The sequence below is a fragment of the Gordonia westfalica genome, assembly GCF_900105725.1.
GTDB lineage: Bacteria > Actinomycetota > Actinomycetes > Mycobacteriales > Mycobacteriaceae > Gordonia > Gordonia westfalica.
Map to the genome: position 1 here is coordinate 1319356 of NZ_FNLM01000034.1, position 21325 is coordinate 1340680.

Sequence of the window (21325 nt, forward strand, 5' to 3'; positions counted from 1 at the left end):
CCTTTCTCACCATCACTTGCTCGGGAATGTCACCCACCGCGACGCCGTCGCGACGCAGATGTGCTTCTCCAGCCTATGGGAACGCGCCAAACCGACTCACCCCAGCCACCGTTTGCACATCGCGGCGTCGCCCGTCCACTCCCCCGGCACTGCGCCCGATCGCCACTGCGCTGCGCGCCCATTCATCCCGGGTGCGAGAATGACCCACGTGTCTTACCTGTTGCGCGTCTACCTCGAGGACCGTCCCGGCAGTCTCGGCGTGCTCGCCGTGCAGCTCGGTTCGGTCGGTGCCGACATCCTGTCGCTCGAAGTCGTCGAACGCGGCGACGGTTACGCCGTCGACGACCTCGTCGTCGAGGTCGCCCCGGGATCACTGCCGGACAGCCTGATCACCGCCGCCGAGAAGGTCAACGGCGTCCGCGTGGATTCGATCCGTCCGTATGCCGGTGTGCTCGACACCCACCGCGAACTCGAACTCGTCGATCAGGTCGCCACCGCGAAGCGCAACGATCGGCTCCAGGTTCTCGTCGACAGCGCCCCGCGCGTCCTGCGGGTGTCGTGGGCGATGGTCATCACCAGGGCCAGCGGCGGCGTGCTGCAGTTGTTCGGTTCCTCTGGCGCACCGGAAACCCCTCTCACCAGGGCCGACTGGCTGCCGTTGGAGCATGCGGCACAACTCGACTCCGAGGGCGACTGGGTGCCGGAGGCATGGCAGGACATGGACACCCGCCTGGCCGCGGCGCCCATCGGCTCCAACGACAAGGCGATCCTGCTCGGTCGCATCGGCGGCCCCGACTTCCGGCCCTCGGAGATCGCCCGGCTCGGCTACCTGGCGGGGATCGTCAGTACGGTGTTGCGCGCCGACGGATAGCAGGATGATGGGGGCATGACCTCCATCACACTCGTGCAGGGAGACATCACCCTTCAGGCGGTCGACGCGATCGTCAATGCCGCCAATTCGACGCTGCTCGGCGGCGGAGGGGTCGACGGCGCCATCCACCGGCGTGGGGGGCCGGCGATTCTCGCCGAGTGCAAGGAGCTTCGGGCCGGTCGCTACAAACGCGGACTCCCGGTCGGTGAGGCGGTCGCCACCACCGCGGGCGATCTGGACGCGAGCTGGGTCATCCACACGGTCGGTCCGGTGCACTCCTACGACGAGGACCGGTCGGAGTACCTGGTCTCCTGCTATCGCGAATCCCTGCTCGTGGCAGACGAATTGGGTGCGACGACGATCGCCTTCCCGGCCATCTCGACCGGTGTCTACGGCTGGCCGATGGACGACGGTGCGCGCCGGGCCGTGGACACCGTGAGGTCCGCCGACACCGCGGTGACCGAGATCCGCTTCGTGTTGTTCGACCCGCGGGCGTATCGCGCGTTCGACAAGGCGCTCAACGGTTAGCGTCGCTTGCCCCTTCACGGCAGTCCGCGTCTCGTCGCGTGCGCTCCTCGCGATCAGCTGTAAGTTCCGCCAGGCGATACCTATTGCTGATCGGACTTCGACGAGGCGATCTCACCAATGCCTTCGAGGCTCGTCGCTTGCGCTCCTCGCACCTCAGCCTGGATCCGTGGAGGGGTGTGGGGTGTCGGTGACATAAAAGTGCCCTCTGAGCTGGGATGATTGGTGGTGTTGAGACACAAAACATCCCAGCTCAGAAGGCACTTTCAGTGAAAGTATCACACAGCTTCTCGGCCACGTCCGCACTCTTTGACGACGACAATCTCGTGTCGCATGCCGGGCTGGTACCGGTGATGGAATTGGCGCGCTCGACCGGGGTGGCCGCGCTGCTGGCCAAACGGGTCGATCTGGGCACCACCCGGGTCGCCTCAGCCGGAGCCAACTTGGAAGCGAAACTGCTGACCGTGATCGCCGGGTTATGTTGCGGCGCGGACAGTATCGACGACCTCGGCATCGTCCGCAGCGGCGGGCACCGACGCTTGTTCGACCGCGTGTACGCCCCGGCCACGATCGGACAAACCCTGCGTGAGTTCACTCCCGGGCATGCCCGACAACTCAACGCCGTGATGACCCGCTCCCTGCCGGCGATGTGCGCCCGGGCAGGGTTGTTGCCCACTAACGGTGCCCGAGTGTTCGTCGATATCGATTCCCTGCTGCGTCCGGTCTATGGCTATCAGAAGACCGGCGCCTCCTACGGACACGCCAAGATCGCCGGACGTGAACTGCTGCGTCGGGGTCTGTCGCCGCTGATCGCCACCCTCAGCGCACCCGAGTACCCACCGGTGATCGCTAACGCCTGGCTGCGCGCCGGCCGCGCCGCCTCCGGTGCCGGGGCCGCAACGATGATCGCGCAAACCATCGCCACCGCCCGGCGTTGCGGGGCCGCCGGTGAGATCACCGTGCGCGCTGATGCGGCCTACGGATCAGCTGAGGTGATGGCTACCTGCCAACGCCTGGGAGCCACGTTCTCGCTGGTCCTACGGACCAACACCGCGATCACCCGCGCGATCTCAGCCATCGGCGAGGATGCCTGGACCCCAGTGGTCTATCCCGGGGCGGTCACCGACCCCGACACCGGCGCGTTGATCTCTGATGCCGAAATCGCCGAAACCACCTACACGGTCAGACCACTCTCGCCACACCCGATCACCGCCCGACTCATCGTGCGGCGAGTCAAAGCACACCACCCTGCCGACACCGACACCCTGATGCCGGCATGGCGGTATCACTCGTTTTTCACCAACACCACCGACGACACCATCACCGCCGACATCAATCACCGCGCCCACGCCGTCATCGAGACCGTGTTCGCCGACCTCATCGACGGACCACTGGCCCATCTACCCTCCGGCGTCTTCGGCGCCAACGCCGCCTGGCTGGCCCTGACCGCCATCAGCCACAACCTCATGCGCACCCTCGCCGCGCTCACCAGCTCGGCCAGACTGCGCGCCGCGCGCGGAGCGACACTACGACGCACCCTGGTCGCCGTACCCGCCCGACTGGCCCGACCAGCACGAACACCCATCCTGCACCTACCCCGACACTGGCCCTGGCACCACGCATTCACCACCCTGTGGACCGCGGTGAACACCCCCTGACCCCAACACCCCAACACATCCACCCACCACCAGGAACCCCAGTGAAAAAGCTGACAAAGATCAGCGAATACCCCACGCCCACAACCTGATCAACCACAGAAGCAGCCCAAACTACACCTCCCGACAACCCGTCCACGGATCCAGGCTCAGGCAGCGGAGCTGGGTGCGTTGCGTTCTTTCGGATCAGGCAGCGAAAGGCCGTGCCGCGCTCAACGGCTGAGCGCCCTTCGAGGCTCGTCGCTATCGCTCCTCGCACCTCAGGGATCAGGGGGGTCACTCGGGACTGCCGGTCTCCAGCAGGCGTTTGAACGCGTCCTCGTCGAGGACCGGCACACCGAGCTGCTCGGCCTTGTCGGCCTTGCTCCCCGGCGAATCACCCACGACGACGTAGTCGGTCTTCTTCGACACCGACCCCGATGCCTTGCCGCCGCGCTGCAGGATCGCCTCTTTGGCGCCGTCCCGGGAGAAGTCGACCAGCGATCCGGTCACCACGATGGTCTTGCCCTCGAGGGTGCGCGCAATCGACTCGTCACGTTCGTCCTCCATAGAAACGCCTGCCGCGCGCCACTTCTCGACGATCTCGCGATGCCAGTCGACGGTGAACCAGTCGTGGATCGACTGCGCGAGGGTCATGCCGAGACCTTCGACATTCGCGAGTTGCTCGACGTCTGCGGCCTCGATGGCCTCCAGCGAGCCGAACTCGGTGGCAAGTGCACGCGCCGCGGTGGGACCGACGTGGCGGATCGACAGACCCACCAGCACGCGCCACAGAGCCACGTCCTTGGCCTTGCCGAGGTTGGCCAGCAGGCGTTTTCCGTTCGCCGACAGCGCGCCGGCCTTGGTGGCGAACAGCTCCGTCCGGACGAGGTCGTCGGCGGTGATGGAGAACAGGTCGCCCTCGTTGCGGAGGACCTTCGCCGACAGGAGTGCGGTCGCGGCCTCGTAGCCGAGCGCCTCGATGTCGAAGGAACCGCGTCCGGCGAGATGAAAGAGCCGCTCCCGTAACTGAGCCGGGCAACTCTCCTGATTCGGGCAGCGGACGTCGACGTCGGATTCCTTCTCCGGACGCAGAGGCGTCCCGCATTCCGGGCACCGCTCGGGCATCTCGAACTCGACCTCGGAACCGTCGCGCAGGTCGACGACCGGCCCCAGCACCTCGGGGATGACATCGCCGGCCTTGCGGATGGTCACCGTGTCGCCGATCAACACACCCTTGCGCTTGACCTCCGAGCCGTTGTGGAGGGTCGCGCGGGAGACGGTCGAGCCGGCGACGAGGACCGGCTCGAGCACCGCGAACGGCGTGACGCGACCGGTGCGTCCGACGCCGACCTGGATGTCGCGCAGCTTGGTCGTCGCCTCCTCCGGCGGGTACTTGTAGGCGATCGCCCAGCGCGGGGCACGCGAGGTGGAACCGAGGCGCCGCTGCACGGTGAAGTCGTCGACCTTGACCACGATGCCGTCGATCTCGTGCTCGACGTCGTGGCGGTGCTCCCCCCAGTAGGAGATCTTGTCGAGGATCTCGGCGACGTCCGACGCCTTGGTGGTGTGCGTCGACACCGGTAGACCCCACGCACCGAGCGCGAGGTACGCGTCGTGCAGAGACTCCGGTCGCCAGCCCTCGGTGTGGCCGATGCCGTGGCAGATCATCCGCAGTTTGCGACGCGCCGTGACCTGCGGGTTCTTCTGACGCAGCGAACCGGCCGAGGAATTCCGGGGATTGGCGAACGGCGCCTTGCCGTCGGCCACCAGAGACGCGTTGAGGGCCTCGAAATCCTCGACACGGAAGAAGACCTCACCGCGAACCTCGAGGACGTCCGGGATCGGGTAGTCATCGGAAGCCGTGAGTCGATGTGGGATGTCTTCGATGGTGCGCGCATTGAGTGAGACGTCCTCGCCGGTACGCCCGTCGCCGCGGGTGACACCGCGTTCGAGGACGCCGTTGCGGTACACCAGGGCCAGCGCGACACCGTCGATCTTGAGTTCACACAGGAACTCCGCCTTGGTGCCGGCGTCGGCGTTGACCCGCTCGACCCAGGCGGCCATCTCGTCGTAGTCGAAAACGTTGTCCAGCGACATCATCCGCTCGAGATGGTCGACCGGGGAGAATGCGGTGGAGAAGCCGCCTCCGACGAGTTTGGTCGGCGAGTCGGGCGTCGCGAGCTCGGGGTGGCGCTCCTCGAGGTCCTGCAGACGCCGCAGGAGTGCGTCGAACTCGCCGTCGGTGATGACCGGCGCATCCTTCACGTAGTAGCGGAACTGATGCTCGCGGATCTCCTCGGCGAGCGCCGACCACTTCTCGCGGAGTTCGCCCATCTGGTCGGCGTCGACTTGATCTGCCACATGACGAGACTATCGGAGCGTTCGGACACCCGACGTCGTCGACGCCCGGTCGGACGGGACCGGAACTATGCTGACATCATGGCGCATCCGATCATGTTCGACGACGCCGACCCGGTCCTGGGACGCGTCCGGCAGATCGCGCTGGCACTGCCGAATGCCACCGAGGTCATCGCCCACGGACGCCCCACCTTCCGTTGCGGCAAGATGTTCGGCAACTACGGCGGCAGCGTCAAGGGCAGCAAGATGCGCCACGACCAGTCGATCCTGTTCATCGCGGACCCATCCGAACGCCCTGCGCTGAAATCGGATTCGAGGGTGTTTCTACCCGCCTACCTCGGTGCGTACGGCTGGTTGGGGCTGATTCTCGACGACGCGACCGACTGGGACGAGGTCGCCGAACTCCTCGACGCCAGCTACCGGCAGGTGGCATCCCGTCGATCGATCGCCGAACTCGACGCGCGAGGTCTACCGTGACCGGTCCGCTGCGGACGATCCCGCCCCGGTGAGCACGCCGCCCGCGAGTCATCGCAATCGATCATGATCGTTGGCTACGATCGGACCGTGTCCGCCGACGAGTCCGATCCGGGCCCCCCCGACATCCCGGCCTATGCGCCGGAGATGTGGCGGCGCCCGATCAGCCTCCCGGGGACCGTATCGATCGGTCTCTCACGTGCCGAGCAGGCCGCCAACCAGATAGCGCGACTGGCCGCCGGCGCGCCGAGCGGGAGCCGCATCGGCAGCAAGGACGACATCCGTCAGATCTGCGGGGTCTCGGTCGGGACGGTCAACGAGGCGATCAAACTCGCACAGGAACGCGGTGTGATCACCTCCCGGCCCGGCCCCGGTGGCGGGATCTTCGCAGCCAACCCCTCACCGCTCGCCCGCATGAACGGCTGGTTCCGCTCGGCTCCGGCCGACAGTGCCGCACTCGGCGAATCGATCCAGATCCGGGACGCCATCGCGCCGGTCCTCGTGGCCGAAGCGCTCGGCGTGCTCACCGATGAGGACATCAGCGTCATGAGGAAACGAGTCGCACACATGCGGCGCACCCTCGACGAGCAGGACCTCTCCGCCTTCGTCTGGGCGGCCTGGCGTGTGCACGAGTACCTCGCAGGGGTCGGCAACAGCCAACTCCTCAACAGCCTCTACCTCAGCATCATGGACGTCGGCACCTCGCATCTGCGGGCTCAACTCGACGCCGCGGACACCCAGGTGCCGGTCTACCCGGATCGCCTCGCCGAGGTCGTCGACGATCTCGTCGACGCCTTGACCGACCGCGACGCCGACCGCGCGATTGATGCGCTCCGCCGGACCGATCCGACGATCATTCTGCGCGCCCCCTCGGCCGCCGACGCCTGACCTCCGACTCCGACCAGCACTTTCTCGCTGTGTGATGCCTCCGCATCACGCGATTTCGGAATAAACATGATCAATACGATCAATCCCTTGACAAGTGACTCAGCTCACCCCCATGATGTGACCTACGCAATTAATCATTACTTTTTGAGAGGTGGTCACCGGTGATCGCTCAAGAATTCCGCGACCTGATGGCCGGGGTGTGCGCCCCCGTCGCCGTCATCACCACCAGCGACGACGACGGCCCCCACGGCGCCACGGTCAGCTCACTGGCCTCGCTGTCCCTGCAACCCGCACTCCTGTCGATCGCCCTCGATCACCGATCGCGCCTGTTGAGCCGCATCATCGCCACCGGGGCCTTCGGAGTGAACGTTCTCAGCGCGGCACAGGACGACCTCGCCATGACGTTCGCGTCCCGAGCCGTCGATCGTTTCAGCAGCACTGGCTGGTCGTCGTGCGACGGACTCCCCCGCCTCGACGACATCACGGGCTGGGCGACCTGCGAGGTGGCGCAGACGATCGAAGCGGGCGACCATCTGCTCCTCGTCGGCACCGTGACCCGGGCCGCGTCCGCGCACCGGCCGCCTCTCGTCTACAGCCACCGAACCTTCGGTACCCATTCGCAGTTCGCCGTCCGGGCGCGTCCCGCGATCGTCGATCAGATCGTCGCCTGCGCCGGCTGAAGCCCCCCCCAACTCGTCTCAGCAGCTGAGCAGAGACTCGCGCGGCTGTCGATCCCCCACACCCCATCACCACACACACCAGGAGAAGCCATGACTACCACCGCTCCCAGCCCCGTACGCACCGTCCCCAGCGATGCCGAACTGATCACCCGCGCCGTCGAACTCAAGCCGCTGATCGCGGCCAATGGCGCGCGGGGGAACAGGAACGCCGAGTCGTCGACGAGACCATCGACGCCCTGACCGACGCCGGACTGTTCCGGCTTTCGGTACCGAAACGCTATGGCGGATACGAGACCTCGGTTCGAACGATGCTGGACGTGTCCGCTGCAGTCGCCGAAGCCGACGGAGGTACGAGTTGGATTGTCACCCTCACCAACGTCTGCAACTGGCTCGTCGGGCTGATGTCGCAGGAAGCCCAGGACGAGGTGTTCGGCGCCGACCCCGACGCCCGCGTGTCCGGGGTCCTCGCCCCGACAGCCGAGACCCGCAAAGTCGACGGCGGCTACCGCGTCTCTGGCAAGTGGTACTACAACTCCGGCTCCCACCAGTGCACCTGGGCAGTCATGGGCATACCGATCACCGACGGCGACGGCAATGTCGTCGATCAGGGTTGCGCGCTCATCCCGCGCTCGGACCTGGCGTTCGAGGACACCTGGTTCGTCGCCGGCATGCGGTCGTCGGGCAGCAACTGCTTCATCGCCGACGATGTGTTCGTTCCCGATCACCGGATCATCAGTGTGCCGCCCGCGATCGGCGGCACATACCCGACTCCGCACACCGACGAGGTCCTCTACCGGTCGGCACTCGTACCCGTCCTCGCACTCGTGCTGATCGGACCGCAGCTCGGAATGGGCAGGGCTGCACTCGACTTCGTCGTCGACAAGGCTGCCAAGAAGCCGATCTCGTACACCTTCTTCGGCTCGCAGAAGGACTCGACGGCGTTTCAGCTCCAGGTCGCCGAGGCGTCGCGGCTCATCGACACGGCCCACCTGCACGCGTACCGCGCGGCCGCCGATATCGACGATGCCGCCGCGCGAGGTGAGTACCCGGACTACCTGGTGCGCGCACGAGTCCGCTCCGACACCGGGTATGTCGCCGAGTGCATCACCCACGCCATCGACATCCTGCTGTCCGCACACGGTGCGGGCTCCTTCGCCGAGACGAGTCCGCTGCAGCGGACCTGGCGCGACTCGGCGACCGCAGCACGACATGCAATCGTCTCTCCCGCAGTCAGTTTCGAGGCATACGGCAAGGCGCTCCTGGGCGTCGACGAGCCGATCACCCCGATGATCTGACGACCCGATCGACAACTTCTGAGGAGCACAAACACTCATGCGAATCGCAAACCACGATGGTCGCGCAACCCTGGTGACCGGCGACAACGGTGCCGAGCACGGCATCGATGTCGCCACCGCCTCCGGCGGCCGCTTTGGCCCTGATCTCCATTCTCTCTACGACAACTGGACCGCATTCATCACGTGGGCAGCCGATTCCGACATCTCCGACGCCGAGCCCGTCGAGATCGACCGCTCCCTCCTCGGCGCCCCGTCGCCAGCACCGCGGCAGGTCTTCGCCGTCGGACTCAACTACGACTCACATGCGTCGGAGTCCGGCTTCGACTCCCCCACCCACCTTCCGCCGGTGTTCACCAAGTACGTGTCCAGCTTTTCCGGACCGGACACCACGGTGACGATCCCCGAAGGCGGTTCCGTCGACTGGGAGGTCGAGCTGGTCGTCGTCATCGGTCGCGAAACACGCGGCGTCGGTGCGGGCGACGCGTGGAACCACATCGCAGGATTGACAGTCGGTCAGGACATCTCCGAACGGGTCGGCCAACTGCGCGGTCCGGCACCCCAGTTCGGGCTCGGGAAGTCGCATCCGGGATTCTCGCCGCAGGGACCGTGGCTGGTCACACCCGACCACCTCCCCGATCCCGACGACCTCGAACTGGGTTGCGCCATCGACGGTGAGGGCATGCAGAAGGGACGCACCCGCGATCTCATCTTCCCGGTTCCCGCACTCGTCGCCGAGCTCTCCCGCAATGTCACTCTCTATCCCGGCGACGTCATCTTCACCGGGACACCCGCGGGAGTCGGCGCAGCCCGTGACCCGAAACGATTCCTCGCCCCCGGCGAGCAGCTCGACAGTTGGATCACCGGAATCGGCGAACTCCACCAGACCTTCATCGCATCCCACGAGGACACACCATGACTCTCCATCGACTCGCCTCGGTCACCATCGGTGTGCCGAATGTCGCGCAGACCGCTGAGTACTACGACGAATTCGGACTCACTCCCGAAGCCGACGGCTGGTTCTCCACCACCGATGGTGGCCGCCAGCTCCGCATCGTCGAGACCCCAGCGCGGCGCCTGGTCGCGATGACCATCGGCGCCGATCATCCCGATGACCTCGATCGCATTGCGCACAACCTGTCCGAGCTCGACATCCCGTTCCGTCGCAACGCCTCTCAGGTCACCGCGATCGAGGTGGCCACCGAGGTGACCGTGACGGTCGACGTGCAACCGCGCATCACCCAGCGCCCCGTCGACCCGACGCCGTACAACGGTCCCGGCCGGATCGATCGCGGCACCGGCCGCGCGCCCGGGGTACTCCGCGACGACGCGATCCGGCCGCGGAAGCTGGGACACGCCGTCCTCGGCAGCACCGATCACGTGGTCACCCAACGGTTCTTCACCCACGGTCTCGGCTTCAAGATCAGCGACGAGGTCCCCGGCCTCGCGGCGTTCCTCCGCTGTTCCACCGACCACCACAATGTTCTCGTGCAGCAGTCGCCGGTGAACTTCCTGCACCACACGTCGTGGCAGGTCGACGATGTCGACGAGGTGGGCCGCGGCGCGATGCGCATGCTCGAAGCCGATCCCGACCGCCACGTCTGGGGTCTCGGCCGCCACTACGCAGGATCCAACTTCTTCTGGTACCTCAAGGATCCGGCGGGCAATTTCAGTGAGTACTACTCCGACATGGATTCGATCGTCGACGATCAGCTGTGGACTCCCGAAGTCGTCGAAGGCGCGAAGGGACTGTTCAGCTGGGGCCCGCCCCCGCCGCCGTCGTTCCTCGCACCTGAAGATCTCGCCTCCCTGATGACCGGCGCCCACAGCGCGGTCTGATCGACACCGCCACCGGCCCGGCGAACTCCGCGTTCTACCGGGCCGGTGGTCGGTCGCCGGCTCCCGCACTCCCGCATCCCTGCACCCCTGAGGACTTCGCATGTCATGCTCGCCACCGCCGATCTGGCAACCCGACGCCGTCTCCGCCTCGCACATCGGAGAGTTCGCCGAGCGTGTCGAATCCTCGACCGGACAGCACGTTCGGGATTATCGCGACCTGTGGCATTGGTCGGTGGACCAGCCGGCCGCGTTCTGGTCCAGCGTTGTCGACCACTTCGACGTACTCGTCGACGACGTGCCCGACGACATCCTCCCCGATCCGACGATGCCGGGCGCGCAATGGTTTCCGGGAGCCCACATCAACTATGCGGAACACGCGCTGCGCCGGCGAGGTTCCGCCGCCGCGGTGATCGCCGTCGACGAAGCCGGCACCACAACGCACGTGTCCCGAGACGAACTCCGCGGCATGGTCGGCGCTGTCCAGCAGTGGCTGCGGGATCACGGTGTCACCCGGGGTGACCGGGTGGTCGGCTACCTACCGAACTCGCTTCCCGCGCTCGTCTGCATGCTGGCGACAACGGCGTCGGGGGCGATCTGGTCGGCGTGCGGCCAGGACTACGGGGCCGCCGGCGCCGGTGCCCGCCTGGCACAACTCGACCCCGTGGTTCTGATCGCCGACGACGGTTACCACTGGAACGGCGTCGCACACGATCGACGGGACGACGTCGCACAGCTCATGTCCCAGATGCCTCACCTGCGTGGGGTCTTGCACGTGCAGACCTTGGATACTGCCGCAGCGAACAGGAATTCGACGCTGTCGAGGTGGGATGACGTCATCTCGCATCCCCGCGAACCCGTGTTCACGCGGGTCGAGTTCAACGAACCGCTGTGGGTCCTGTTCTCATCCGGCACAACCGGTGCGCCGAAAGGCATCATGCACTCGCATGGCGGCGTGACGCTCGACCACTTGAAGCTCCTCGGACTACACAACGATCTCGGGGAAGGAGACTGCTTCTTCTGGTACACAACGACCAACTGGATGATGTGGAATCTCGTGGCGTCCGGCTTGCTGGTCGGCAGCACGGTCGTCCTCTACGACGGCGCTCCGACCCACCCTGACCCGGCACGATTGTGGAACATCGTCGCCGAGCACAGGGTGACGATGATGGGACTGAGTCCGGGCTATCTGGCAGCGAGCGAGAAGGCAGGCATACGGCCCCGCGTCGACCTCGACCTGTCGTCGTTGCGGGCCATCGGTTCCACCGGCGCGCCGCTACCCGCACATGCCTACCACTGGGTGCGCGACAATGTGGGAGCGTCCATCCAGCTCGCGTCCACCAGCGGCGGTACCGACGTGGTGAGCGGTTTCGCCGGCTCCGCGCCCACCACGCCCATCTGGCCGGGTGAGATCTCCGCACCGCTGCTCGGGGTGAACCTGCAGGCGTGGGACGACCTGGGTAAGAGCGTGATCGACGAGGTCGGTGAACTGGTGATCGTTTCCCCCATGCCGTCGATGCCCGTCGCCTTCTGGAACGACCCCGACGGACATCGCTACCGGGACGCCTACTTCGACACCTACCCCGGTGTATGGCGCCACGGTGACTGGATCACCCTCACCGACCGCGGTTCGGTCATCATCTCCGGTCGATCCGACGCGACACTCAACCGACAGGGCGTCAGACTCGGCAGCGCCGACATCTACGAGGTGGTCGACGCTCTGGCACAGATCCGCGAATCCCTCGTCGTCGGCGTCGAACTCGACGCAGACAAATACTGGATGCCGTTGTTCGTCGTCATGGCGGACGGCCACGTGCTCGACGATAACCTGCGCCGGCGGATAGTCGAGGAACTCCGCACCCATGCATCGCCTCGGCACGTTCCCGACGACATCATCGACGTGCCCGCCATTCCGCACACCCGGACCGGCAAGAAACTAGAGATCCCGGTGAAACGACTCATCCAGGGTCGGCCGTCGAGTCAGGTGATCGGCGTCGACACCGTCGACGATCCCGAAGCCCTCGACCATTTTCGTCGTTTCGCGGTCACGTCGAAGTCCCCGAGGTGACCATGGGTAGCGGAACTCGCTACAACGCAGTCGGGTCGCCGGCGAGGAGTTGACCCGCCGCGGCACAGACCGAGAGCGCCGTCTTCGCCCAGCTCTCCGACGCCCCGGCCAACCCGCAGGTGGGTGTGACGACGACGTTCTCCGACAACACTTTCCGGTTGAGGCCGATGCGGTCGGTGATCGCGGCGAGGCCGGTCGCCACGGTGTCGGCGTTGACCGGATGCTTCGGCGCGGTGGACTGCACCCGGCCGGCGACCAGCACGTCCCCGCGGTCGATCAGCATCCCGATGCCGTCGAGGTCGGCGTCGGTGGGAGCGGTGACGTCGATCGAATATGCCACTCCCCGAAGGTGTTCGAGGAGGTCCCAGCGCGGCCGGCTGCAGTCGTGGAGCACCACCGGCACGTCGAGGAGTCCGATCAGCTCGGTGAGGGCCCGCGCCGCCTCGATCGCCGGGATGGCGCGTATCGGGTCGAATCGTGTGAGGGGTTTGACGGTTCCGTCGATGACCCGGCCGATCATCGGTTCGTCGATCTGGACCACGACCCGGGCGCCCAGGCGCCGGGTGACCTCGCCGACGTGTTCGCGAAGCCCTTCCGCGGTCGACGCCACGATGTCGCGGACCGCGCCCGGATCCTTCAGCACACGATGACCGTTGGGCAGTTCCACCGAGGCCGACGTGGTGAACGGACCGGCGACCTGGACCTTGAACGGTCGGCCGGTGCCGACGAATCCCGCTGTCTCCCACAGCTCCTCGACGACGTCGAGATCCTCTTTGAGGAAGTCCCGGGCCCGTCGCGTCAGCTGGGACTCCCGCTGCGCCAGACGGTATCCCCAGATCGCGGTGTCCATCGGGAGGTCGACGAGGATCGCGGCCATCCGGCCGATCAGATCGGAGCCCAGTCCACGACCGGGAAGCTCGACGAGGTGGGCGAGGTCGAGTTCGCCGTTGACCACCGCCGCTGCCGCGCGCGGGTCGGCGCCGGGCATCGAGCCCACGCCGGTTCCGACGCCGGTGGGCAGACCGGAAGTGGTCACCGGGTCGCGACGGCGGTCGGCTGCGACGAGGTGGACGCGATACGACCGCATCCGACGACCTGGTCTCCGCGCTCCGCGTCGGGCAGGTACAGGACGGCCGCCTGACCGCGTGCGACGCCGGTCAGCGGCTCGTGCAGGACGATGTCGATCGCGGGTTCGCCGGCGACGATGGTCGGGGTCGCCCTCACCGGTGCGAGCCCGCCATGGGCGCGCACCTGGACCATCGCCTCGAACGGCTCGTCGGGGGTGATGCCCGACGTCCAGACCGCACGGGTCGCGGTGATGCCCCAGACCTGCAGGTCTGCTGCGGTTCCGACCGTGACCGTGCCCGACTCCGGGTCGATCTCGGTGACGTAGCGGGGCTTGCCGTCCGCGGCGGGGGCGTCGATGCCGAGGCCCTTGCGCTGTCCGATGGTGAAGCCGTGGACACCGTCGTGGTCGGCCAGACGCTCGCCGGACGAGGCGTCGACCACCGCGCCCGGACGAATCCCGATCTTGGAACCGAGGAACGCGCGGGTGTCACCGCTGGGGATGAAGCAGATGTCGTGCGAGTCGGGCTTGTCGGCCACGGCTAGACCGCGTCGCGCGGCCTCGGCCCGGATCTCGCTCTTCGGGGTGTCCCCGATCGGGAAGAGCGCACGGGAGAGCTGCTCACGGGTCAGGACGGCGAGCACGTAGGACTGGTCCTTGTCGTCGTCGACCGCCCGGCGCAGTTCGCCGTCCACGAGCTGCGCGTAGTGACCGGTGGCGAGTGCATCGAAGCCGAGTGCGATCGCCTTGTCTGCGAGTGCGGCGAACTTGATCTTCTCGTTGCATGTCAGGCACGGGTTGGGCGTGCGCCCGGCGGCGTAGGCCTCGACGAACTCGTCGATGACGTCGTCCTTGAACCGGTCGGCGAAATCCCAGACGTAGAACGGGATTCCGAGCACGTCCGCGGCACGACGGGCGTCGGAGGCATCCTCCCGCGAACAGCAGCCGCGCGACCCGGTGCGCAGGGCGCCCGGCGCGGTCGAGAGCGCGAGATGGACGCCGACGACCTCGTGGCCGGCCTCGACGGCACGTGCGGCCGCCACCGCCGAGTCGACGCCGCCGCTCATCGCTGCCAGTACGCGCATCACAGAACCTTTCCGCCGGGTGCGGAGACGAGGCCGGCGGCGCGAGCACGATCCACGACCTCGTCGATGACCTGGGCCACCGCGTCGATGTCGGCGTCGGTGGTCGTGTGGGAGAGCGAGAAGCGCAGCGACGACCGGGCGTCGGCCATGTCGAGTCCCATGGCGAGCAAGACGTGGCTGGCCTGCGCGACACCCGCCGTGCAGGCGGAACCGGTGGAGCACTCGATGCCCTTGGCGTCGAGGAGCATCAACAGGGAGTCCCCCTCGCAACCGGCGAAGGAGACGTGGACGTTGCCGGGCAGGCGTGCGTCGGCGTCCGCGCCGTTGCGTACCGTGCCCTCGACGCCGAGCAGGATCTCGGCGAGCCGCGACGCATGGGCGCGTACGCGGGTGGTGTTCTCGTCCATGTGCTCGACGCCCCAGGTCAGCGCGGCAGCCATGCCGGCGGCACCGGCGACGTCCTGCGTGCCCGACCGCACGTCACGTTCGTGGCCACCGCCGTGCTGCAGCGGGACGCAGGCGACCTCCCGACCGAGCAGGAGCGCACCGACGCCCTGGGGGCCGCCGAACTTGTGGGCGGCGATGCTCAGTGCCGAGAGTCCGCTGGCCGCGAAGTCGATCGGCAGATGACCGGCGGCCTGGATGGCGTCGGAATGCACCGGTACACCGAACTCGGCCCCGAGTGCCGAGATCTCGGCGATCGGCTGGATGGAACCCACCTCGTTGTTGGCCCACATGACCGAGATGAGAGCCGTCTGATCGGCGTGCGCCTCCAGCTCGGCACGGAGATCGGCGGGTGACACCACTCCGTCGGCGTCGACGGGCAACACCACCAACTCGGCTCCGGCGTCGGCGGCGAGCCACTGCGCGGGGTCGAGAACGGCGTGGTGCTCGACCGCGGACACGATGATGCGACGACGCTGTTCGTCGGCGCGGCGTCGGGCCCAATAGATGCCCTTGACCGCGAGATTGTCGGCTTCGGTACCCCCGCCGGTGAAGATGACCTCCGACGGTCGCGCACCGAGCGCGGCGGCGATCGCCTCGCGCGCCTCCTCGAGGCGGCGTCGGGCGGTCCGGCCTGATCCGTGCAGCGAGGACGCGTTACCCGGGTCGCCGAAGACAGCCGTCATCGCCTCGACGGCTTCGGGCAGCATCTGCGTCGAAGCAGCGTGGTCGAGGTAGACGGACGTGCGCGGCGGCACGCGGGTTGACAGAGGCATCGCTAGCAAGGATAAACGCGCGGCCGACGTCGACAAATTCCGCGCGTTCCTGCCGTCAGACGCGTTCGAGGTAGAAGTACAGGTGACGTCCGTCGACGACGCCGCCCTTGCCGTTCATGATGCCCATGACGGTGGTGTCGTCGACGCGCTTGAAGTGATCGACGATCGGCTGGCCGTCGTAGATCATCGACGCGGTGATCTCGCCGCGGAACTCGATCGCCCACAGGCTCGCCTCGCCCTTGCCGAGCTTGACGTTGGAGAACAGCTTGCCGTTCTCGTCCCGGCAGACCAGCGGCTGCACATCACTGCGCGAGGTGAAGGTCTTACCGAACCAGTTGGCCTTTCCCAGTACGCCGTTGACGGCGTGGCCGGTGGTGAACTCGCCGCCCTTCCAGGCGCCGAACATCTCCTCTGGACGCAGCGTCGCGAGTCCCGCCCACACGGTGTCGAGGACCGCGTCGTCGACGAGGCCTTCCGCGTCCCGCAGCTCGAAGAATTTGGCGCGGGCCGCTTCTCGGGTCATGGTGGACGTCATCGTCGGACTCCTTCGACATACGGCGATCTCCTCGGCCACATACCCGGCCGCTCCGAAGGAACCTATATCAGATAACGATCGATTTCACTTTCCGCCGGAGCTCAGCACGCGCTCGCATCGCCGGGCCAGTTCACGACGGTCGGTCCCCGGCGATTCGGCGGGTTCGAGGCGGACGGCCGCGGTCAGGCCGCGTGCCCGGAGCACTCTGCGCAAGGTGTCGAGGGGCGAGTCGTCGCCGATGAAACTCGGGGCCGTGGCGGCATGTCCGTCCGGCCCGAGGAAGCGCAGGCGGACCGGGAACACCGGCACCCCGGCGTCGACGGCGGCCTGGAAGAACGCCGGCCGGAACTCGCCGCCGGTGCGGCCGCAGAACGTCGTGCCCTCCGGGAACACGATCACCGACGAACCTGCGGCCAGGCGGGACGAGACACCGCCCACCGCGGCCGGGAGTCCGCGCAGCGTTCCACGGTCGACGGCGATCACGCCGAATCGCCGCGCGATCCGCGCTACCACGGGCATGTCGACGACGTCCGACTTCGCCACCACATGTGCCGAGCTCACCAGCGCCAGAGCGAGGACGTCGAGAAACGAGATGTGGTTGGCGACGATGAGTCCGGTCGCACGCGGGTCTCGTCGCCGGTCCTCGATGACGACGCCGATGCCGAGTGCGGCCAGCAACGGACCCGAAGCCCGCGCGCGCAACGGTCGCCGCGGCCGTCCCCGGAGGCGCGCCATCGCCTCGTCGGCAACGAGTATGCCGATGATCCAGCCGACGACCGCGCCGAGACGACAGAGCCGCCAGCTCATGACCGCCGCGTCGAGAACCCGCTTCGTGGCCCGCGGACCGAGGCAGTCGCCCCCGCACGTGCTGACCGGGAACCACGGGTGTCGTTCCGGGGCTGCCGGACCGGCCAGGAGCGCGGTCATCGCGACGACGCCGCCGATCCGAGGCGCTGAGCACTCGATCGCAGACGGTCGAGGTAGCGCTTGTTGGTGCCCTCCCGATCGAGCACCGTGAGGAAGTCCGCGACATCGAAGACGTCGTCGACGGCGGGCTCACCGCAGATGAGGGCACCCATCCGCAGGTACCCACGCAGCAGCGGCGGCATGCCGATGGTGTCCGACGGCGTGACGTCGTCGAGCAGTCGTCCGCCGACGCGCGGGGGGCTCAGCGGGTGGGCCCGGCGGATGGGGTCGAGGTAGTCCTCGCGCAGCCGATCGCGCACCGCGCGCAGCACCGAACCGGGCATCCACTCCCCCGCGCTGTGCAGGGGCACCGAGACGCAGCCCATCAGGTAGCGGTAACCCGCCTGATCCATGTACTGCAGCAGGGCCGCCCACATGAGCGCGGTGACCGACCCGTCGCGGTGCTCCGCGTGAACACATGCCCGGCCCAGTTCGACCGTCTCGGAGACGATGTCGGACATCTCGCGAAGGTCGAACTCGGTGGACGAGTACCAACCGCCGGCCGCGATCGCTCGCGGCGGCGCGAGCAACCGTGCGCACCCGATGATCCCGTGCTCGTCGTGCCGGACGACGAGGTGTTCGCAGAAGGCGTCGAAACGGTCGGCGTCGCGTTCGGCGACGGCGTCACCGATGCGGTTGGAGAAGCCGGGCTCGTCGGCGAACACCCGGTACCGAAGGCGTTGGGCGGCAACGATGTCGGCCGGGTCGTCGGAGATGATGACCCGGACCGGGCCGGCCGTCAGCAGTGTGGTCGACACACCGGTGTTGCGCGGAGCAGAGGCGGTGGATTGCACAGCGTTCATGCCCCGAATGAAAGCCAGCTCCGACGTCGTCCCGGCCACGTCCACGTGTCGTGTCGGCGCCACCTCGGTGAACTCGGGATACACCCGGACCGTGAGATGAACGACCCGCGAACGCACGGTGGCCCCCGACGCGAACGTCGGGGGCCACCGTGGGTACCACGTGATCAGCAGGTGATCACTTGCGCTTCTTGACCTCTTCGGTCAGCTGCGGGGCGACGTTGAACAGGTCGCCGACGATGCCGTAATCGGCGATCTCGAAGATGGGCGCCTCTTCGTCCTTGTTGACCGCGACGATGGTCTTCGAGGTCTGCATGCCGGCGCGGTGCTGGATGGCGCCCGAGATGCCCAGGGCGACGTAGAGCTGCGGCGACACGGTCTTGCCGGTCTGACCGACCTGGAACTGGCCCGGGTAGTAGCCGGAGTCGACGGCCGCGCGCGAAGCACCGACAGCCGCGCCGAGAGCATCGGCGAGTTCCTCGACGACCGAGAACTTCTCGGCGCTACCGACACCGCGTCCACCGGAGACGACGATCGACGCCTCGGTGAGCTCGGGACGATCGCCACCGACGTTCGGCTCGACCTTGGTGATCTTGACGGCGTTCTCGGCGGGTGCCGGGACCTCGACGTCGACACGCTCGCCGGCACCGGCCTGCGGAGCGGCCTCGACGCCACCGGGGCGGACCGAGATGACCGGGGTGTCGCCCTTGGCCTGGGCCTCGACGGTGAACGCGCCACCGAAGATGGAGTGGATGCCCACGCCGCCTTCCTTGACGTCGACGACGTCGGCGAGGACGCCCGAGCCGAGACGCACGGCCAGACGGCCGGCGATCTCCTTGCCGTCGGCGGTAGCCGCGACCAGGACAGCTGCCGGAGCGGCGCTCTCGGCGATCGACGACAGCACGTCGACCTGCGGGTCGATGAGGTGGGTGGCCGCGTCGTCGGACTCGGCGACGTAGACCTTCTCGGCGCCGGCTTCCTTGAGGCCGTCGATGATCGCGTCGGCCGAGCCGGGCTTGCCGACGACGACAGCCGACGGGGTACCGAGAGCGCGGGCGGCGGTGATGAGCTCGCTGGTGACCTTCTTCAGGGCGCCTTCGGCGTCCTGCTCCACGAGCACGAGTACTTCTGCCATGTTGGTTATCTCCTGAATGTCTGGGGTTCGCCGGATTGTCTGGTGGGGAAGATCAGATGATCTTCTGGCCGACCAGGTACTCGGCGACCTTCGTGCCGCCGTCGCCTTCGTCGGTGACGCGCTCGCCCGCGGTCTTCGGCGGCTTCGGGTCGAGGAGTTCACGACGCTGCCGGCGTTCTCCAGGCCCACATCGGTCGGCTCGACGTCGATCTCGGCGAGCGTGACGACAGCGACTTCCTTCTTCTTCGCGGCCATGATGCCCTTGAAGGACGGGAAGCGCGGCTCGTTGATCTTCTCGTTGACCGAGACGATGGCCGGGAGCTGGGCCTCGACGTGGAAGATGCCCTCGTCGGTCTCACGCTCGCCCTTGAGGGTCTCGCCCTCGAGGGTCAGCTTGCGCAGGTGGGTGAGGTGCGGCAGCTCGAGGTACTCGGCGATCATCGCCGGGATGGCGCCGACGCGGCCGTCGGTGGCCTCGTTGCCGGCGATGACGAGCTCGACACCCTCGACGGTGCCGAGAGCGCGAGCCAGAACGTAGGCGGTCTGGACCGCATCCGAGCCGTGCAGGAGGTCGTCCTTGATGTGGATCGCCTTGTCTGCACCCATCGACAGCGCCTTGCGGATGGCGTCGGTCGCCCGCTCGGGACCAGCAGTCAGGATGGTGACCTCGCCGCCGTCGGCCTCCTTGATCTTCAGCGCTTCCTCGACGGCACGCTCGTTGATCTCGTCCAGGACGGCGTCAGCAGCCTCGCGATCCAGCGTGTAGTCGCCGTCGGACAACTTGCGCTCGGACCACGTGTCGGGAACCTGCTTGATCAGTACGACAATGTTTGTCATGGGTCTACGTCGACCTCCTGCGTCGGGTTCGGCAACTTACCGGCGGGTAAGGCCATGGGTCTTCCCCACTTTAGCGTCTCCTATGTTCTCACTAAACATCGACTACCTCACACTTTGATGCAGCACCGGACCCGCTGGTGAGTCCGCCGATCGTGGCGACCGGCCGCTCGTCGGAGTCTCCGCCGCCGGGACGAACCGGAGCCTGCGAGCCCATGCCCTACGCTCGTGCAGGTGACTGACGCAGACCTCGGTTCTCCACCTGCGGCCGGGGCGACCGGTCTGGAGGCCCTCGACACCGACCAGCAGCTGGCACTGACCGGTGAACGGACGGTTCCGGGCATCCCCGCGGAGAACTACTGGTTCCGCCGCCACGAGATCGCCTATCGCCACATCCTGGACCGCTGCTCCGGCCGCGACGTCCTCGAAGCCGGTTCGGGCGAGGGCTACGGCGCCGCGATGATCGCCGACGCCGGGGCGTCGTCGGTGGTCTGTGTCGACTACGACACCTCGGCTGTCGAACACACCCGCCGCCGCTACCCCGAGCTGGTCGTCCACCAGGGCAATCTCATCGACCTGCCGCTGGCCGACGCCTCCGTGGACCTGGTGGTGAACTTCCAGGTGATCGAGCATCTGTGGGACCAGGCCAAGTTCATCGCCGAATGCCGCCGAGTGCTGCGTCCGGGCGGCCGGCTGCTGATCTCGACCCCCAACCGCATCACCTTCTCCCCCGGGCGAGACACACCGCTCAACCCGTTCCACACCCGTGAGCTGAACGCCGCCGAACTCACCGAACTGCTCGTCGAGGGCGGTTTCGCCCTCGACGCGATGCTCGGCGTGCACCACGGACCACGTCTGGCCGCGCTCGACGAGAAGTGGGGCGGGTCGCTGATCGACGCCCAGATCGAGCGTGCCCTCGCCGGCGAACCGTGGCCGGCCGAGCTCGTCGACGACGTCGCCGCGGTCACCGCCGAGGACTTCGCCGTGCTCGACGCGCGCGACTTAGACATCGACGCCTCTCTCGACCTGTTCGCGGTGGCGACCCGGGACTGAGA

Annotated in this window: 20 protein-coding genes and 1 pseudogene; 12 read left to right on the plus strand and 9 right to left on the minus strand. The window is 67.4% G+C overall.

Going from position 1 to position 21325, the window contains the following annotated elements; translation table 11 throughout:
- Positions 1-199 precede the first annotated feature (199 nt).
- From BLU62_RS11430 to BLU62_RS11440, 3 genes are all read left to right on the plus strand, one after another.
- Positions 200-871 (plus strand): ACT domain-containing protein, encoded by a 672-nt coding sequence (locus BLU62_RS11430; protein WP_074849685.1) that lies wholly within the window; start codon positions 200-202, stop codon positions 869-871.
- A gap of 15 nt (positions 872-886) precedes the next feature.
- On the plus strand, positions 887-1399 hold the full coding sequence (locus BLU62_RS11435) for an O-acetyl-ADP-ribose deacetylase (RefSeq protein ID WP_074849687.1): 513 nt from the start codon (positions 887-889) through the stop codon (positions 1397-1399).
- A 266-nt stretch (positions 1400-1665) separates the two neighbouring features.
- The gene (locus tag BLU62_RS11440; protein WP_084811776.1) at positions 1666-3054 is read left to right on the plus strand and encodes an IS1380 family transposase; all 1389 of its coding nucleotides are present in this window, start codon (positions 1666-1668) and stop codon (positions 3052-3054) included.
- A gap of 273 nt (positions 3055-3327) precedes the next feature.
- Here the strand turns inward: BLU62_RS11440 and ligA are convergent, their stop codons facing one another.
- Complete coding sequence (gene ligA, locus BLU62_RS11445) at positions 3328-5367, minus strand: NAD-dependent DNA ligase LigA (protein ID WP_074852842.1); 2040 nt, start codon at positions 5365-5367, stop codon at positions 3328-3330.
- A gap of 105 nt (positions 5368-5472) precedes the next feature.
- Here ligA and BLU62_RS11450 point away from each other — a divergent pair, with 105 nt between their 5' ends.
- The 8 genes from BLU62_RS11450 to BLU62_RS11480 all read left to right on the plus strand — a co-directional run bounded on the left by BLU62_RS11450 (position 5473) and on the right by BLU62_RS11480 (position 12629).
- Positions 5473-5868 (plus strand): MmcQ/YjbR family DNA-binding protein, encoded by a 396-nt coding sequence (locus BLU62_RS11450; protein ID WP_074852843.1) that lies wholly within the window; start codon positions 5473-5475, stop codon positions 5866-5868.
- Positions 5869-5955: 87 nt separating this feature from the next.
- Positions 5956-6753 (plus strand): FadR/GntR family transcriptional regulator, encoded by a 798-nt coding sequence (locus BLU62_RS11455; protein WP_244278122.1) that lies wholly within the window; start codon positions 5956-5958, stop codon positions 6751-6753.
- 161 nt (positions 6754-6914) lie between these two features.
- Complete coding sequence (locus tag BLU62_RS11460; protein WP_244278124.1) at positions 6915-7433, plus strand: flavin reductase family protein; 519 nt, start codon at positions 6915-6917, stop codon at positions 7431-7433.
- 90 nt (positions 7434-7523) lie between these two features.
- Positions 7524-7673 carry a hypothetical protein gene (locus BLU62_RS33810; protein ID WP_244278126.1) on the plus strand — a complete coding sequence of 50 codons (150 nt, stop codon included), beginning with the start codon at positions 7524-7526 and terminating at the stop codon, positions 7671-7673.
- Positions 7670-8728 (plus strand): acyl-CoA dehydrogenase family protein, encoded by a 1059-nt coding sequence (locus BLU62_RS11465; protein ID WP_244278359.1) that lies wholly within the window; start codon positions 7670-7672, stop codon positions 8726-8728. Before BLU62_RS33810 ends, BLU62_RS11465 begins: the two co-directional genes overlap by 4 nt.
- A 37-nt stretch (positions 8729-8765) precedes the next feature.
- On the plus strand, positions 8766-9644 hold the full coding sequence (locus BLU62_RS11470) for a fumarylacetoacetate hydrolase family protein (RefSeq protein ID WP_074849691.1): 879 nt from the start codon (positions 8766-8768) through the stop codon (positions 9642-9644).
- Positions 9641-10564, plus strand: coding sequence for a VOC family protein (locus BLU62_RS11475; RefSeq protein ID WP_074849693.1), 924 nt, complete (start codon positions 9641-9643; stop codon positions 10562-10564). The genes BLU62_RS11470 and BLU62_RS11475 overlap by 4 nt, the downstream gene beginning before the upstream one ends.
- Positions 10565-10664: 100 nt before the next feature.
- Entirely contained in the window at positions 10665-12629 is a 1965-nt protein-coding gene (locus tag BLU62_RS11480) for an acetoacetate--CoA ligase (protein ID WP_074849695.1), read from the plus strand.
- Positions 12630-12648: 19 nt separating this feature from the next.
- Here the strand turns inward: BLU62_RS11480 and BLU62_RS11485 are convergent, their stop codons facing one another.
- From BLU62_RS11485 to BLU62_RS11520, 8 genes and pseudogenes are all read right to left on the minus strand, one after another.
- A complete protein-coding gene (locus tag BLU62_RS11485; protein WP_074849697.1) occupies positions 12649-13716 on the minus strand; it encodes a uroporphyrinogen decarboxylase/cobalamine-independent methonine synthase family protein in 1068 nt (355 codons plus the stop codon).
- Positions 13662-14780 carry a tRNA 2-thiouridine(34) synthase MnmA gene (mnmA, locus tag BLU62_RS11490; protein WP_074849699.1) on the minus strand — a complete coding sequence of 373 codons (1119 nt, stop codon included), beginning with the start codon at positions 14778-14780 and terminating at the stop codon, positions 13662-13664. The genes BLU62_RS11485 and mnmA overlap by 55 nt, the downstream gene beginning before the upstream one ends.
- Positions 14780-16000: a cysteine desulfurase family protein gene (locus BLU62_RS11495; RefSeq protein ID WP_074849701.1), complete on the minus strand. Its 1221-nt coding sequence runs from the start codon at positions 15998-16000 to the stop codon at positions 14780-14782. Before BLU62_RS11495 ends, mnmA begins: the two co-directional genes overlap by 1 nt.
- A 55-nt stretch (positions 16001-16055) precedes the next feature.
- Positions 16056-16535 carry a DUF4334 domain-containing protein gene (locus BLU62_RS11500; RefSeq protein ID WP_074849703.1) on the minus strand — a complete coding sequence of 160 codons (480 nt, stop codon included), beginning with the start codon at positions 16533-16535 and terminating at the stop codon, positions 16056-16058.
- Positions 16536-16619: 84 nt separating this feature from the next.
- Positions 16620-17462, minus strand: a complete 843-nt coding sequence (locus BLU62_RS11505; RefSeq protein WP_139180028.1) for a lysophospholipid acyltransferase family protein — start codon at positions 17460-17462, stop codon at positions 16620-16622.
- The gene (locus BLU62_RS11510; RefSeq protein ID WP_244278128.1) at positions 17459-18304 is read right to left on the minus strand and encodes a GNAT family N-acetyltransferase; all 846 of its coding nucleotides are present in this window, start codon (positions 18302-18304) and stop codon (positions 17459-17461) included. The genes BLU62_RS11505 and BLU62_RS11510 overlap by 4 nt, the downstream gene beginning before the upstream one ends.
- Positions 18305-18479: 175 nt before the next feature.
- The gene (locus BLU62_RS11515) at positions 18480-19436 is read right to left on the minus strand and encodes an electron transfer flavoprotein subunit alpha/FixB family protein (RefSeq protein ID WP_074849705.1); all 957 of its coding nucleotides are present in this window, start codon (positions 19434-19436) and stop codon (positions 18480-18482) included.
- Positions 19437-19488: 52 nt separating this feature from the next.
- Positions 19489-20273, minus strand: a pseudogene (locus tag BLU62_RS11520) (electron transfer flavoprotein subunit beta/FixA family protein).
- Between the two features lie 231 nt (positions 20274-20504).
- On the opposite strand from BLU62_RS11520, the gene BLU62_RS11525 reads away from it, so the two are divergent.
- Complete coding sequence (locus tag BLU62_RS11525; protein WP_074852846.1) at positions 20505-21323, plus strand: class I SAM-dependent methyltransferase; 819 nt, start codon at positions 20505-20507, stop codon at positions 21321-21323.
- Positions 21324-21325 lie beyond the last annotated feature (2 nt).